This window comes from Terrimonas pollutisoli (assembly GCF_029360765.1).
Taxonomy (GTDB): domain Bacteria; phylum Bacteroidota; class Bacteroidia; order Chitinophagales; family Chitinophagaceae; genus Terrimonas_B; species Terrimonas_B pollutisoli.
Map to the genome: position 1 here is coordinate 114,231 of NZ_JARKNA010000018.1, position 16,478 is coordinate 130,708.

Genomic DNA, 16,478 nt, shown 5'->3' on the forward strand with positions numbered 1-16,478 from the left:
AGTCAATGTAAACCCGAAAAAGCTTTTAAGTGACTAATGCCCACGCATTATTCAATCAAATGGTATTTCTTTATCTTGTCTCCTTTGAGAGTATTTTTTTATTGCCTTTTGTATTCTATATTGCGCGGGCAATCTCAGCTCATCCATCTATCCCATTAATCTCCGCACTTCCATCCTGGGTTAACCCCTGTTCCGTTTAGTATTGAGTTAGAGCAGAATTTTTTGGCGAAAGCCGGATTAGATGCAATCGTCAAAAAGATAATTAGTTTCCTTCCTGTTTTACCTCAATTTTTTTTATTTCAACCAAAATTCGTCTTTATGAAAAAGGTGGGGTCACTGCTTTTATTGCTATTCACAGTTTCTTTTGTAATTAATGCGCAGGGTATTTACCAAATGTGGGGATTGACAAACACAGGCGGTGAGGATGATTTAGGCGTTATATTCAATCTGAATGCCAAAGGCAATAATTTTAAAGTAAAGCATGAGTTTAAGTATATAAACCCAGGAGCTACTCCCCTTGGAGAAGTATCAGAATATAATGGAAAATTCTATGGTATGACACCCACGGGCGGGAAGAATCGTCAAGGAGTAATTTTCGAGTGGGATCCTGTAACAAATGCCTATACAAAAAGATTTGATTTTAGTACGGCTACCGGTTGTAATCCTCATGGCAGCCTGACACTGCATGCAGGAAAGTTTTACGGGATGACACCAATAGGAGGAAACAATGATGAGGGGGTGATTTTTGAATGGAATCCAGCTACTAACGGGTATACAAAAAAGATTGACTTAAGTTTTGTCAATGGCAGCAATCCTCATGGCAACTTAACACTGTATGCAGGAAAATTTTATGGTATAACATCTCAGGGGGGAAACAATAGGCAGGCTGTAATATTTGAGTGGGACCCGGTTACGAATATCTATACAAAAAAGATTGATTTGATCCGGGCCAATGGAAGTAGCTCATCTGGAAGTTTAACTGTAAAAAACAGCAAATTGTATGGTATGACGCTGGGAGGTGGTAATTATGATAAAGGTGTAATTTTTGAATGGGACCCTCAAACGAATGTGTATACAAAAAAGATTGATTTTAATGAGAATAACGGTGCTACGCCTGGTGGTAATTTAACGTTGAGAGGTGACAAATTCTATGGCATGACAACCAGGGGTGGTGCTAATAATGAAGGCGTAATATTTGAATGGGACCCGGTTACAAACGCATATAGCATGAAGTTTAATTTTTTTAGAGCTACCGGGAGCGGCCCGTCCGGAAGTTTAGTGTTATGCAGCGATAGGTTTTATGCTACAACGTATTCCGGTGGCGATAATGGAGCAGGCGTAATATTTGAATGGGACCCGGTTACAAACGTGTACACTAAAAAAAGGGATTTAAGTGAGATCGATGGATCACGTCCTGAAGGCAGCTTTACTTTGCTTGGAAAAAAATTGTACAGCCTGACTTCTTCAGGTGGAAGCGGGTTAGGAGTAATTTTCGAATGGGATCCAACGACAAACGTGTACACTAAAAAAATTGATTTCGAAGATAGTCATGGCCAATACCCTGTAGGAGGTTTAATATTTAAGGATTGGAAACTTTATGGAATGCTAGAATCCGGTGGCGATAATGGAGCAGGCGTAATATTTGAATGGGACCCTATTGGTAATGCCTATGCGCAAAAAACTGCTTTAACAGCAGCAAATGGAAGCATTCCTCATTCCGGATTAGTCAGAAAAGATGGTAAATTTTATGGGATGACACAAATGGGCGGTAGTAATAATGCAGGAACTATATTTGAGTGGGATCCTGTTACAAATATTTATACAAAAAAGATCGATTTTAATAGTGTGGGCGGAGTCAGGCCACATGGAAGTTTAGCTTTACATGAAGGAAAGTTTTACGGGATGACCACCGAAGGAGGTATCAATCATTTAGGCGTAATATTTGAATGGAATCCTGTTACGAATGTATATACAAAAAAAATCGATTTAAATAAAGCCGATGGCGGTAGCCCTCATGGAAACTTGATAATGAGTGGAGGAAAGTTTTATGGTGTGACAAGATGGGGCGGCAGTGATCTTTTAGGGGTAATCTTTGAATGGGATCCTGTAAGTAATATCTATACAAAGAAATTTGATTTCAGCACATCTCTTGGCGCTAGTCCTCACGGCACCTTAACATTAAAGGATGGAAAATTATATGGCTTGGCCAGGTATGGCGGAAACAATGATCAGGGAGTAATCTTTGAATGGGATACCAAGAACAATGTATATACCAAGAAGATTGATTTAAGTACAGCGAGCGGTAGTTTTCCTTTGGGAAAGTTAGTTTTAAGTGAGGGTAAATTTTATGGCGTGACATACCAGGGGGGCGCCAATGATGCGGGGGTGATCTTCGAATGGGACCCTGATACAAACCAATACACAAAAAAGGAAGACTTTGATGGAAAAAATGGTCGCAGCCCCATTTACGATAATGGCCTTACACTGGCACCGGCACCAGTAGCTCAAGGCTTGCCAGGCAGTTGTGTAAATCTTCCTGACATTGTTATTGACAATAGCAATAATAATAAATGGGTATCCATTATTGACCAGGAAGGTAATGCAGTAGCAGAGATCAAAGCAAATGGAAATAACCTGGGTATTATAAGTTCTTCGATGTTTGTTAATAATACTTCGGTAAGAGAAGATGCAAATAAAAATTTATTCCTTGACAGAAACATAACACTTACTCCACAAATGCAGCCTTCAACGCCTGTGGATATACGGTTTTACATCAGGGAGGCAGAATTTCTTACGCTAAAGAACTCGGTTAATTCAATTGGTCAGCCTTCAGGTATAAATGCTATTACCGATTTGGGGGTTTTTAACAATGCGGTTGACTGCGGAAGTATTATCGGCCACGCCAGAGCTTCTAAAGTTACCGACCATTCGTCATGGGAAACGGATTATGTGTTGTCAGCTAGCACCAATGTGTTTTCCACGTTTTATTTTGCTAAAAAAACATCACCAATTGGTGAAGAAAATAATTTTTCTTTTTATCCCAATCCTGTTACAGACCAAGCTAACATTTCTGTAACAATAAGTCAGCCTGAAAGGGTGACACTGAAAATAATTGATAACCTGGGTCGTATTCTAAACTTACAAGAGTACAATTTAGCGGCGGGGAGTAGCATATTATCTTTGGATCTTCAACATTTGCCAAAGGCAGTATATTATGTGCATTTGATTGGCGAGGTAACCAATAAACGGAAGAAATTCCTAAAATTATAATGAGTGGTGGCATAATGTCAAACCGAGGTTGTCATATGACCTGGAATATAACTGCTAATGGCATCTAACCTTGTTAAGACTTACGGTTTTGTTTATGAGTCATAAGTCGTAGATAGGACTATTTATTCACCATCTCCACCACACCGGCCCAATTCTCCGGCACACCTGATTGTAAATGTTTGATTGCACTGTCAAGGAAGAAGGCCGTCGTTTTATCTTCCGGATGTTTTTCCAATATTGCCTGGAAGCAATCGATGGCTGAAGCAAATGATTTATTGAGGTAATATTGCATTCCATCGTTGAAGAAAGAAAGTGTTTTTTCTTTTGCTATTATTTCTACGTCAGCGCCACCGCTGAAGCATTCATAAATACCAACCGGTTCCAGTTTTCCTTTTACTTGTACTTTACCAAGGTACCTCAAATGAAAATTCTCCGGGTAGTTGATTTGTTGTAGTGTTGCGTCGCTGAGTAAAATGCCGGCTTTATAATATTTTGTCAGGCTCTCGATACGGGAAGCAGTATTTACAGTATCTGAAATAGTGGTTGCATCCAGGCGATCCTTATCACCGGTAATACCCATGATCAACGGACCTGTGTGCATGCCTATACCAATTTGTATCGAATAATGAGTGGAAGGATTGATCTTTTCATTTAGCTGGCGAATATTTTTTTTGATCTCAATGGCTGCGGCTACCGCATCATCAGCACCGCCTGGAAACAGCGCCATGATGGCATCACCCAGGTATTGATTGATAAATCCATTGTGGCGACGAATGACTGGACCTAAATACTCATTGTAAGAGCAAACAAAATTGAAGGTTTCTTCCGGGGTCATTTTTTCAGATAGCGCCGTATAGTCTCTAATGTCGGTAAAAAGAACCGTTACTATTTTTTCAACCTGGTCACCCAGTTTTACATCAGTAATTACGGTGTGGCCAAGTGAACCAATAAATTCATAAGGGACAAATTTGCCGGTCACTTCATAAAGCCGGCGCATCGCTTCTTCTTTTTCTCTCGCTTCCCGGATATTTTTTTCATACAGCAAAGCACTTTCAATGGCAGATGATGATTGCAAAGCAAGCGTAGTAAGAAACTTCAGGTCAGCGGCTGCATATTGTGCAGGCTTATCACTGGCGAGGATGATAGCACCCATCACACGATGCTTGACTTTTAATGCAGCATACATTAATGACTGTACAACCGGCTTGATAATTCCTGCCTCTTTAAGTTTGGTAAGATCACTCATTATATCCGACTGCCCGCTCAGCCCAATTTTTAGCATGAGGTTGGCCTGGTCTATTGTTTTTTCTTTATCGAACAGATCTTCTCCTGATGCTGCGGGTACCTGCAATTGCTTGCTACCTTCATCCCATAAAACTACCAGGCCGCCTGATGATCGTACCAGGTGCATGGCCTGTTCCAATGTAATATTGGCAATGGCATTTGGTTCTATTGCCTGGGCCAGTTTATCAGAAAAATTAAAAACCATGTTCACTTCCTGGTAAAGCATCAATACTTCGCTTCCTAATTTTTTTTTCTCCAGGTCTTTTTGCGCAAGTAATGTCAGCAACGATGCTACAAGGTTGGTTTTTTCATCACCTTTTACCCAACCCAACAAACCTTCTTCTGTTTGAACGGCTTGCTCATGTTTTTTAACGGCATTGGCGTTGCCTGCCAGAAAATTTGCGCTTTCATCTTCGATCCGGATATCGGCTTTCGTTGTTTCAATAAAAGCATCCAGCAACGTGGTGTTGCCGTTTTTTTTTCCGATGATATTTTTGAGGCTGATTTTTGCCATGGTGGTGAGAAGGAAAATATGAGACAAATAATATCATTCATCCGGCGAACTAATGTCTACAATTGCAATACCTCTCTTGCTTTATTTAGTATCATTTCGGGGTCGAATGGTTTCGTCATGTAGACATCGGCCCCCACTTCCTGACCTTTTTGCCGGTCCAGCTCCTGGCCCTTAGCAGTTAGCAAGGCGATGTAAACATTATCCAGTTTCAATTCCTTTTTTACTTTTTTGCAAACTTCCATGCCATTCATTTTTGGCATCATTACATCCAAAAAAACAAGCTGCGGCTTTTCCTCCTGGATGATCGACAATGCTGCTTCACCATTTTCCGCGGTCAGAAATTCAACACCTTCATCTTCCAATTCTTCCAACGTTTGCTCAATCAGCATCCGGATGTGTGCTTCATCATCTACAATTAAAATTTTTTGCTCCATGGTTATTTAGTTTTCTTATGTGTATTGTCCTTTCCCTTTTTCACTGATAAATCAAAAACAAAACATTCTCCAATCCTTTTTCAAAACGCAACGACTGTACGATTTCCTGCTTTTCACTCAGCACTGAATTAAGAATTATTATGTCCGGTTGATTGATGATCGCTTTTTCTACTAATTCTTTGCCATCAGACTCTACTACCTGGTAACCCTTCGCCTGCAATACATCAGTCAGTGTTCTGACTGCCGTTGTATCTTCATCAACAATCATTACTTTTTTCTTTGACTTGCCTTGTTCAAGCAGACTGCCTACTTCTGTAAATAACTGTGCAGTATCTATGGGCTTAGTGAGATAGCGATCAACGCCGATACGAAATCCTCTTGCCTTGTCCTGGACTATTGACAGCACGATGATGGGAATATCCATGGTTTGAGGATCGTTTTTCAAAATAGCGGCAACGTCAAAACCATTCATCTCCGGCATCATGATATCCAGTATGACAAGATCAGGGCGGTGATTGCGGATACTGGCCAATGCTTCCTTTCCATTTTTTGCTTCTTCAATGATATAACCTGCATCTCCCAGTTCCTGGTACAATAAAGAACGGATAGAGTCATCATCATCCACCACGAGGATGGTGGCATGGTGACCATTCGAACTGAATTTTGATTGTGCCATTTGTTCCTTCAGCTGCTTCACCAGGTCATTAAGATGAATGGGAGTTGCAGGAGCTGCCTTCTGAAGAGGTAGGGCAAAAAAGAAAGTACTTCCTTTTCCTAGTTCACTTTTTAGCCAAATTCTGCCACCATGATGTTCTACTATTTCCTTGCAAATCGGCAAGCCCAGGCCTGTGCCTTTCGGTTTATCTGTCAGCGTATCTCCTACTACCTGTTTAAATTGTTCGAATACTGCATCATGATCCTGCGGCGCTATACCGATGCCGGTATCTTCAACTCCAACTACTATTTCATCATTTTGCTGATTGGCCCAACAAATTACTTTTCCTGATGGCGTGAATTTTACAGCATTTGAAATCAGGTTTACCACTACCTGGATCAATTTATCCCGATCACCGCTGATCAGCGGAAGATTAGGCTCAATAAACTTTTCGAGTTCCAAATTTTTTTGTTCAAACAGCGACGTGGTCGCTGCAATAGCCCGTTCCATTATTTCCTGCATGGATACACTCTCCAGGTTCCATTCCATTTTACCCGCTTCTATCTTGGCAAGGTCTAATACTTCGTTGATCAGGTTAGTTAACCGCTCACCTTCGGAAATTACAACATCAAGGTTCTCGGAGACCTGGTTAATAGTTTTGGTGGTTTTTGAATCAGACTGATTCGTAGCAGGAAATATTTTTTCTTCGAGTCTTTTTTTTATGATTTTGGCAAAGCCCAAAACAGAAGTTAGCGGCGTTCTTAGCTCGTGGCTGACGGTAGAAAGAAATGCACTTTTCGCCTGGTTTGCTTTATCAGCAATTTGGCTTGCTTCTTCTGCCTGTTGTTTAGCCAGCGTTAATTCTTCAAACAACTGGGCCTTCCGCAGCGCAACTCCTACAGAGGCGGCGATAGTAGAGAGTAAACGTTCATCGTTTTCATTAAACCGGTTTTCACTTTCAGTGCTTTGTACACTTAACACCCCGATGATTTCTTCACCGACAGGGATAGGAACGCCGAGATAGGAAGCGGCCGGCACGCCAATATGGGTGATTCCCAATTCTTCAGTTTTAGCAGTTACCTCTTTATTAATCAGCAGCGGCTTGCCTGACAAAATAATCTTTGACGTGAGACCCTTACCAAGTTTCATAGGAGTGAGTGTATCGCCGTACATGTAAGGGAAATGAATGATTTTTGTTCTAGAGTTTAATAATGCGAGGTAAACAATATTCGCTCTGAAAAGGTCCTTCATTTGATCACCAACCAATTTGATCAGTTGCTCAGTATTTAATTGCGACGTGAGCGCCTGGCTGATATTATTAACAGTTCCGAGTTCGGATGCCCGTTGTTTTGCTTCTGCTAATAATCTTGTTGTTTCATCAAACAGCCTTGCATTTTCAAGTGCAACACCCATACTGCTGGTGATGGTACTTAACAGTTTTACGTCAGCCTCGCTGAAGGCATGTTCTTTGTCTACATTTTGCAGGCTCACAGAACCTCTTATTTTATCGGCCACAATCATTGGAACAAATACCGCTGACTTTGGAGCTTGTCCCATGCTTACACCTGTACCGCCATATTTCTTTGCTGTCTCAACATAATTTTCGTTGATGAGAATTGGCTGATGGGTTCGGATCATTTGCTTATTAGCCCAAATTAAAGGTCGTGGTTCTGAATAATGACGTTTGCCTTTTTCAATAGCATACTGCCAGGTTTCCATGGTGCTGTCTTTGTCAAATGTGCGGATCAACACCGTTTGCGTATCGAATAACTGGCAAAGTTTTTCACCCACCAATTCATAAATGCCCTGCGATTTAAATTCTTTCACTAATCCATCCTGTACACTGTTAATCGTTGCCAGCTCAGCTTTTCGTAATTCGGTTTCTTTTAGCAGCCTGGTTGTTTCATCAAATAGCCTTGCACTCTTCAAGGCTACACTCATGCTGTTAACCAATGTGGAAAGAAGGTTTATGTCGGAGTCTGAAAATGCATTCTCCTGGTCGAGGTTTTGCAAACTAATGACACCAGTTACTTCACCGCCTGCTATCATTGGAACAAGCACGATTGATTTAGCAGCCTGGCCCACCATCACCGTATTGTCGTAGATCGGTCTCAGTTTTTCAATGTCTTTGTTGATGACCAATAACTGACCTGTTTCTATTACATGCTTTCTAAACCCTTTCAGTGGCCTTGGTCCTAGTAAGGTTCGGTCGCCTTTTTCATAAGTATAGCGGTCTTCGATAAGATCAGTCTTCTTATCGTATGTAACTATATCAATTACCTGCGCATTGAATATCTCCCGCATTTTTTCACCAACAAGATCGTAGATGCCTTGCATATCCATCTGCGCTACCAGGCTTTCCTGTACACTGTTGATAACAGCGAGTTCGGCATTGCGTTGTTCGGTTTCTTTCAGCAGGCGACTGGTTTCATCAAAGAGCCGGGCATTTTCCAAAGCCACACTCATACTATTGGATAATGTTTCCAGCAGGCGGATATCGGATTCCGAAAAAGCATTTTCCTTATCTATATTTTGAAGACTAACATATCCTTTGATAATATTCCCGGAAAGAAGGGGGACAAATATCAACGATTTAGTCATGGCGGTACTTCCAATGGGCGTTAATCCATATTCTGTAATGGCTATTTCTTTTGTGGGAATATAAATCGTATGCTTTTTATCAATTAGCAGTTGTCTTAGTTTATTGATCGGCCGGGGCTCAACTTTGACTTTTTCATTATTTTCAAAAAAGTAATTAAAGAGCTCAGTCTTGTTTTCAAAATCGAAAGTGGCAATGATTGTAACCTGGGCATCAAAAAGTTTTTGTACCCTGTCACCAACCAGGTTATAAATACCCTCCATATCCAGTTCCTTCGCCAGACCATCCTGAACGCTATTTATAACGGCCAACTCTCCAGTGCGTTGTTCGGTTTCTTTCAGCAGCCTGTTTGTTTCATCAAAAAGCCGGGCGCTTTCAAGGGCCACGCTCATGCTATTGGCCAATGTAGTCAGCAGGCTTACATCAGAATCAGTAAATGCATGCTCATGATCGACGTTTTGCAAACTAATAACGCCGGTGACTTCATTAGCTGCAACAAGTGGAACATAGACCTGGGACTTTGGTACTTCACCAATTAAAACCTCATTGTCAAATTCCTTTATTTTTTGTTCTACATGTTCATTGTGCAGTAATACCTGTCGGGTTTGTATTACATGTTTGCGGAAACCTTTTGGTTCTCTTGGTCCCAATAATGTTCTGTCACCTTTTTCGTAGGAATATTTGTCTTCAATTAAGTTGGCCTTGCGGTCGTAGGTAACAATATCAATCACCTGCGCATCAAAAATTTCCCGCATTTTTTCTCCAACCAGGTCGTAGATGCCCTGCATATCCATTTCTCTTACAAGGCCATCCTGCACACTGTTGATCACCGCCAACTCTGCATTGCGTTGCTCTGTTTCCTTTAACAAGCGATTGGTTTCATCAAACAGGCGGGCACTTTCCAATGCTACACTCATGCTATTGGCAAGCGTTGTTAAAAGGCTTACATCTGAATTGGAAAAGGCATCTTCATGGTCAAGATTTTGCAGGCTTATCACTCCTTTTATCTCGTTGCCGGCAACCATCGGCACATACATTTGAGATTTTGGTTTATCGCCAATTAAAATTTCATTGCCAAACTCTTTCATTTTCTGTTCCACATCCTGGTTATGTAAAAGTATCTGGCCGGTCTCTATGACATGTTTCCTGAATCCATTCGGGGCCCTTAGCCCCAACATCGTCCTGTCGCCTTTTTCATAGGCATAGCGGTCTTCGATAAGACCAGCCCTCCTATCATAGGTGACGATATCAATAACCTGTGCATCAAAAATCTCCCGGATCTTTTCGCCGACCAGTTCATAGATGCCCTGTATATCCATTTTGGCTACCAGGCTTTCCTGTACACTGTTAATGACAGCGAGTTCAGCATTGCGTTGTTCAGTTTCTTTGAGTAAACGATTGGTCTCATCAAAACGACGGGCACTTTCCAGCGCCACACTCATACTATTAGCCAATGTAGTGAGCAGGCTTACATCTGAATCAGGGAAGGCATTTTCTTTATCCAGGTTCTGCAGACTGATCATACCTTTTACCTCATTACCCGTTATAAGCGGTACAAAGACGGCTGATTTGGGTTGCTCACCATAAATCACTTTGCTATTGAACTTCCTGCTTATTGCGTCAAGGTCTTTATTAATTACAAATGGCTGGCCGGTATCAATGACATGCTTTCGGAAGCCGGCCGGTTCCCATTTTCCAACGAGAGTCCTGTCGCCTTTCTCATACGAGTAGCGGTCTTCAAGCAAATTGGTTTTGCTGTCATAGGTGACAATATCGATTATCTGCGCATTGAAAATAGCCCGGATCTTTTCGCCTACCATTTCATAGATGTCCTGCATGCCCATTTCTTTCACCAGCCCTTCCTGTACGCTGTTGATAACGCCGAGTTCTTTTACCCGGTGACTCAACTCACTGGTTCGCAGCGCTACCGTTTCTTCCAGTTCTTTGTGTTTTACTTTTAATTGACGGGTGCGGAACCGTACTATAAGACCAATTAATGAAATGGCAGCACAGCCATACAAGCTGTAAGCCCACCAACTGGCATACCACGGCGCCTTAATTGTAAACGAGAAAACAGATTCGTCACTTAGTTTTTGGTAAACATTTTTTGCCCTGACGTGGAAATGATACTTACCTGCAGGAAGGTTAGTGTATTCCTTATAATAATTGTTGTCAAAATTTGACCAGCTTTCTTCAAATCCTTCAAGCCAGGTTTGATAAAGGGTTTTGTCTTCCTGTTCAAAAAAGGGAGCGGCATACTCAAACCGCAGTGTATTGTTTTTGTAAGAAACCTTTTCTGTTAAATTATCTGTTGCAGGGTTTAAAAAATTTTTGCCGGCAGTAATATGCCGCAACACTGTTTTAAAAGGTTGATCATAATTTTTTTGAAGATTTTCATCATACCTCACAAGCCCATCAGTAGTACATATCCATACTATTCCGTTGGCTTCAGGATAAATTTTTCCAAGCGTTCTTTCTGTTATAGGCAGCAAAGGTGTTTTGTCGATCCTGTATTTGCCATTGGGCTGGGGTGTTGCTAAAATTGTTTCTTTACCAAAGCGTAGCCAAACCCTGCCGGCGGCATCTTCAATCATATCAAATTCACTGGATCCTCCTCCGTTAACGAAGTGGCCGAAAGTGACTGTATCGGGATAGAACCGCTTTTGTTTATCGTCAAATTTGTAAAGGGCAGAATCGCCGACAAACCAACTTTCACCTTTTATATGATAAACAGCGCCCAGTGAATTTTTTAATCCATTTGCCTCACTAAATCTTTCGAAACGGAATCCATGGATATCCGGTTCCCCATTTTTATCGAAAGCAGGTGTCAGCAGGTAAACAGCTCCGCTTTGGGTGCCAGCCCAAATGGTCCCATCTTTATTTTCCGAAAAAGTCCAAAACTGATCATCCAGCTTGGGAATATGCCCTTTAAACTGCCAGGGCTGTGCTGAATTTTTTCGGTGGAAAACAGCTACTCCAAAGGTGGCGCCACCCAGCAACATATCCGGATGATTCTTTGAAATGAACAAACCTGACAATTGCAGGTCACCACCAACCGAAGGTCGGATCAGGGTGGGCTTGTTATTATGAATCGTAAAAAGACCATCGTTGGCGACTAAAAGTGTATTGCCATCTTTTACCAGGCTAAAGGTTTGATTCGGGGGCACCAAACTTACCGGGTCAAACCGGCCAGTTTGCTCATTGAATCGTAGCAATCCATTGGTGGTACCAAGGTAGAGTTTGCCTTCAAATCGTTGAATGCATAATGTTGCCGTATTGATGCCTGATTGATTGGTGAATTGAGTGAGCGGTGACGCTGTTTCTACACGGGAGATACCATTGTCCAAAGCCAGCCACAATGTACCCTTGCTATCCGAATAAACGCCATAAACTGATTCATCCTGCAAACCAACATCACGATTGATCAATTGTAATATTTTACCCGAAGCATCGATGATGACGAGTCCTTTTCCTGTAGTTGACAGTACATAATTTCCGTTGGGCAACATTGCACCTTTGTATAATGTCCCGGCCTTCACCAATTCATCTGCTTCGGTTTTAAACGGCCGAAAGCCGCTGTCATCAAACAAGAACATGCCTGCGTAAAACATTCCCAGGATATATTGCTTTCCAACACCGGGGCTCGCCTGGGGAGTACTGGCGTTATAAGGAAGCATCACCTGTACTCTTTCCCGCCCAAGAAACTCGCTGCCTGGTATCAGCTGCAAGGAATCATTTACCAGTTTTAGCAGACCTACATTCGATTCGTGCACAAAATAATTGTCGTCGTAAAAGAAGGCATACATGAATTTTGTTTTGGGTATCCATGCCTTTACCTCTTTCTTTTCGTTCATCCGGAAAATATATTCCCGTGACTGAAAATAAATGTCGGATCCACTGATATGAATGGTCCATACATCATAAAAATTCCTATAGGCTTCAGGAATATATTGTCGGAGAGAAACTGCTCTTGTTTGTCCCACGCTATCCCGGACGAGATAGCCAAAGTCACCTGCCGCTCCATAATAAATGGTGCCGTTTTTATCCCGCGCCAATGACCTTACAACTGCCGGAGTGGGACCATTGAAAATTATTTTTCGCCATCTGACACCATCGTATTCCAGGATGGTAGCCTGTACGCCGAAATACATAATGCCACGGCCGTCTTCAATGATGCACCAGGTTTGCGGTAGAGCCTTGAATGTTTTGGGGCTGTAGTTAGTAATAAAAGGCAATCCTTTTTCCGAATTGGCCTGCGCTATGAGAGATAGTGGGCTTAAAAAGATCACAATGCTGGCAAAACAAATTGCAGCTCTTCCCTTGTTTTTGCTAAACGGGCGGCTATTTCTCATGATGAAATGCAGTTAAAAACATGCTTTCCAATCAGGGAGAGGATAAAGCCTTCAAAAGTGCGGAGCGGGCCGGAATTGATTTCGATGATCTCTTATTAAATATAGTACAATTCTTAAACACTATATCCAAGTAACGGTGCTTTGTTGATCTTGCACAAGCTTAAAAAAGCTGCCGGAATAAAAAAAAGCTGGCATACGCAAGCAAGATCAACTGCGGCAGGCGCATGCTTTTCTCCAGACAATCCTTAGTGAAGACAGTTGGTTAATTCAGCCGCCTTTATTTTAATTTTCTGTTTGTGTAAGTTGAAAAATCAGCCAGTAATGTTTTATACTCCTCGTGCATAAGGGGAGAGGTCATTAAGAAATCAGCCGTAGCCCTATTACAGGCAGTGGGAATATTCCAGGTTGCCGCTACCCGCAACAATGCCTTTATATCCGGGTCATGGGGTTGAGCTTCCATGGGATCCCAAAAAAATATTAGTGCATCAATTTTTCCCTCTGCGATACCGGCCCCTATTTGCTGGTCACCACCAAGAGGGCCACTCAAAAATTTTGATATCGACTGATCAAGTGCGGCTTCTAATAATGAACCGGTAGTGCCGGTAGCATAAAGCCGATGTTTGGCCAGGGCCGCTTTATTATAAATAGCCCATTCAATAATTTCATCTTTCATATTATCATGTGCTACTAATGCTATTCGTTTACGGCTGCCTAATACCCGGGTATTCATTTTTATTGTTGTTAGTTGTTGATCAAAATGGGTATGAAATTACAGATTGGTAATGAGAATCATTTGACAAAAGGCAATATTCACTGCAATAATAAAGAAGGCCTTTTCCAAATAAAAAATCCGCTCATTGAGCGGATGCGAATAAAAAGAAAAAATTGAATTATTTAAAATCGGCAGTAACTGTGATTTTTGGATTCTTCGCTACCTTGCCTCCATCAATTGCGGCACCGGTGATTCCATAATCAGCCAATGCAATGGAGAAATTAGCAGTAGTCGTCAGGCTGTTACCATTTACAACAACAGTACCGGGCACTTTTACTTTTTGACTTTGGCCTTTAACAGTCAATACACCTTCAACATCCGTTTTGTAGGAACCATCTTTTGCAAAATTTACCGCGGAAAGGTCAACAATATTTCCTTTGAATGTGAAAGTAGGGTGCTGACTGGAGTTCAGCCATTTTTCACCATTGAAATGTTCCTGCATCATGGGGTTCTTGAAAGCAAAGTTTTTCACGTTGGCTTCAAACTGAACCGAACCGGTTTTTGTATCAATAGCTGCTATGACAGTTTTATTATCAGCCTTTGGCAGGTTATCAATAGCAGTACTTGCATCAAACGAAACTGTAGCTGAGGTAGTTGTTTTCTTTTGAGCAAACAGGCTTCCTGTTGTTGCTACCAGGGAAAGAATAAAAAAGATTTTTTTCATTTCTAATTGTTTAAAGTGTGTGGGTTTATATTATTATTTAACTATTGCACAACGTTTGAATGTGATAAACTCGGTACCTAAAATTTCACTAAATACACCACCGCTGCAGGAACCTTTTATGGATACGGAATCTCCTACTTTCAATTTTTTTGCTTCCGCAATATGTTGTTCCTGGAAAGCGAAAATGGCATAAGATCCACTGGTGGTATCAATAAACTTGATATTGACAGTCGTATCCGCTGGCTCTATTTCAGAAACCGTGCCGCTAACTGTTATGATTTTGTCAGTGTATTTTTTATTGGCGACACTATCACTTTTTTCAAACTCACGGATGAAGTCAAGGGCAGAAACAGTGAAAGCAGCCTTCCTGTCTTTGGTGTCGGCAAATTTTTCCGTGGCTATATACCAGTAAATGCCCGCAGCTATCGCAGCCAGGACAACAAAGACGATCAATGATTTTTTCAGCCAGTTTCTTTTTGTTTTCGGCATATTCTTCTCTTAAGTTGCTTTTCCTGGGTAAAGAAGTTGCATTCCGGAAAAACGATTCAACAAATATATGATGTTTAAACATTGAAGAAGGTTGGCAGATCTTTAAAAAAATGTAAAAAGTCATTCTGGAATGACCAAAACGACTTTTACTTACTAACTCATCCGCCAGTTTAAATGCTGGGAACGAATATTTTAAGAGGCTTGTACTTCTTTTATCTTTTCCCTGATCTTTACTTCTATCTCTTTGGCCAATTCAGGATTATCGAGCAATAATTGTTTTACGGCATCACGCCCCTGGCCCAGTTTATCGCTATTGTAGCTAAACCAGCTCCCACTTTTTTGCACAACCCCCAATTCTACACCCATGTCAATGATCTCGCCGGTTTTCGAAATACCCTCGCCAAAAATGATGTCAAACTCCGCAGCCCTGAAAGGCGGCGCCACCTTATTCTTAACGACTTTCACTTTTACCCGGTTGCCTACAGCCTCATCACCATCTTTGATTTGAGTACTGCGACGAATATCCAGGCGGACAGATGCATAAAATTTCAAGGCATTACCCCCTGTTGTTGTTTCAGGGTTCCCGAACATCACACCTATCTTTTCCCGAAGCTGGTTGATAAAAATGCAAATGGTATTTGTTTTAGAAATGGTAGCAGTGAGTTTACGCAACGCCTGGCTCATTAACCTTGCATGAAGCCCCATTTTGCTGTCACCCATTTCACCTTCCAATTCACTTTTTGGTACGAGTGCAGCCACTGAGTCTATCACTACAACGTCCAAAGCGCCGGAAAGAATCAACCGGTCTGCAATCTCCAAAGCCTGCTCACCATAGTCAGGTTGTGATATTAAAAGATTATCGACATCAACCCCTAATTTTTGAGCGTAAGAACTATCAAATGCATGCTCTGCATCAATAATGGCACACATGCCGCCTTTCTTTTGTGCTTCGGCGATTACATGCGTAGCCACCGTTGTTTTACCGGAAGACTCAGGGCCATAGATCTCAATTACCCTTCCCCTCGGAAGACCACCGATACCCAGTGCAACATCCAATCCAATAGAGCCGGTAGAGATCACTTCCTGCTGTGCCTCTCCTTTTTCATTCATCATCATCACACTTCCCTTACCATAGTCTTTTTCTATTTTGTCCATTGTTAGCTTTAAAGCTTTCAACTTTTCACTATTGTTATTTGACATGTCGGTAGTTTTTTCTGTTTTTGCCATTTCCAAATTTAGGATTTACGTATTGTCCTGCGAATTATTTTATAATAAAACGAAACTAAACTATTTAGTAATTAAAAACTAATATTTTTTGTCATTATTGTCCGACAAAAATCGGGTTCAAAAATGCTGTAACACTTTGCTGTTAAAGGTTACAGGCTAAAAAATCATTGTTGCAAAACAGGGGGGAGCACCCCTGGTTTTTTTATGTTGTAAAAGCA

At 41.4% G+C, this 16,478-nt stretch carries 8 protein-coding genes; 1 reads left to right on the plus strand and 7 read right to left on the minus strand.

Annotation, left to right across the window (positions count from 1 at the left end; genetic code table 11):
- The first annotated feature begins 318 nt into the window (after positions 1–318).
- Positions 319–3,270 carry a T9SS type A sorting domain-containing protein gene (locus P2W73_RS21735; RefSeq protein ID WP_276504214.1) on the plus strand — a complete coding sequence of 984 codons (2,952 nt, stop codon included), beginning with the start codon at positions 319–321 and terminating at the stop codon, positions 3,268–3,270.
- 118 nt (positions 3,271–3,388) lie between these two features.
- Here P2W73_RS21735 and P2W73_RS21740 read toward each other — a convergent pair whose 3' ends face one another.
- The 7 genes from P2W73_RS21740 to recA all read right to left on the minus strand — a co-directional run bounded on the left by P2W73_RS21740 (position 3,389) and on the right by recA (position 16,260).
- Positions 3,389–5,068, minus strand: a complete 1,680-nt coding sequence (locus P2W73_RS21740; protein ID WP_276504215.1) for an adenylate/guanylate cyclase domain-containing protein — start codon at positions 5,066–5,068, stop codon at positions 3,389–3,391.
- Positions 5,069–5,124: 56 nt separating this feature from the next.
- Positions 5,125–5,502: a response regulator transcription factor gene (locus P2W73_RS21745; protein ID WP_276504216.1), complete on the minus strand. Its 378-nt coding sequence runs from the start codon at positions 5,500–5,502 to the stop codon at positions 5,125–5,127.
- Positions 5,503–5,542: 40 nt separating this feature from the next.
- Positions 5,543–13,108: a GAF domain-containing protein gene (locus tag P2W73_RS21750; RefSeq protein ID WP_276504217.1), complete on the minus strand. Its 7,566-nt coding sequence runs from the start codon at positions 13,106–13,108 to the stop codon at positions 5,543–5,545.
- Positions 13,109–13,385: 277 nt separating this feature from the next.
- Positions 13,386–13,838 (minus strand): methylglyoxal synthase, encoded by a 453-nt coding sequence (locus P2W73_RS21755; protein WP_276504218.1) that lies wholly within the window; start codon positions 13,836–13,838, stop codon positions 13,386–13,388.
- Between the two features lie 160 nt (positions 13,839–13,998).
- A complete protein-coding gene (locus tag P2W73_RS21760; RefSeq protein ID WP_276504219.1) occupies positions 13,999–14,544 on the minus strand; it encodes a YceI family protein in 546 nt (181 codons plus the stop codon).
- Between the two features lie 33 nt (positions 14,545–14,577).
- The gene (locus P2W73_RS21765) at positions 14,578–15,033 is read right to left on the minus strand and encodes an OB-fold protein (protein ID WP_276504220.1); all 456 of its coding nucleotides are present in this window, start codon (positions 15,031–15,033) and stop codon (positions 14,578–14,580) included.
- Positions 15,034–15,225: 192 nt separating this feature from the next.
- Positions 15,226–16,260 carry a recombinase RecA gene (gene recA, locus P2W73_RS21770; protein WP_276504221.1) on the minus strand — a complete coding sequence of 345 codons (1,035 nt, stop codon included), beginning with the start codon at positions 16,258–16,260 and terminating at the stop codon, positions 15,226–15,228.
- Positions 16,261–16,478 lie beyond the last annotated feature (218 nt).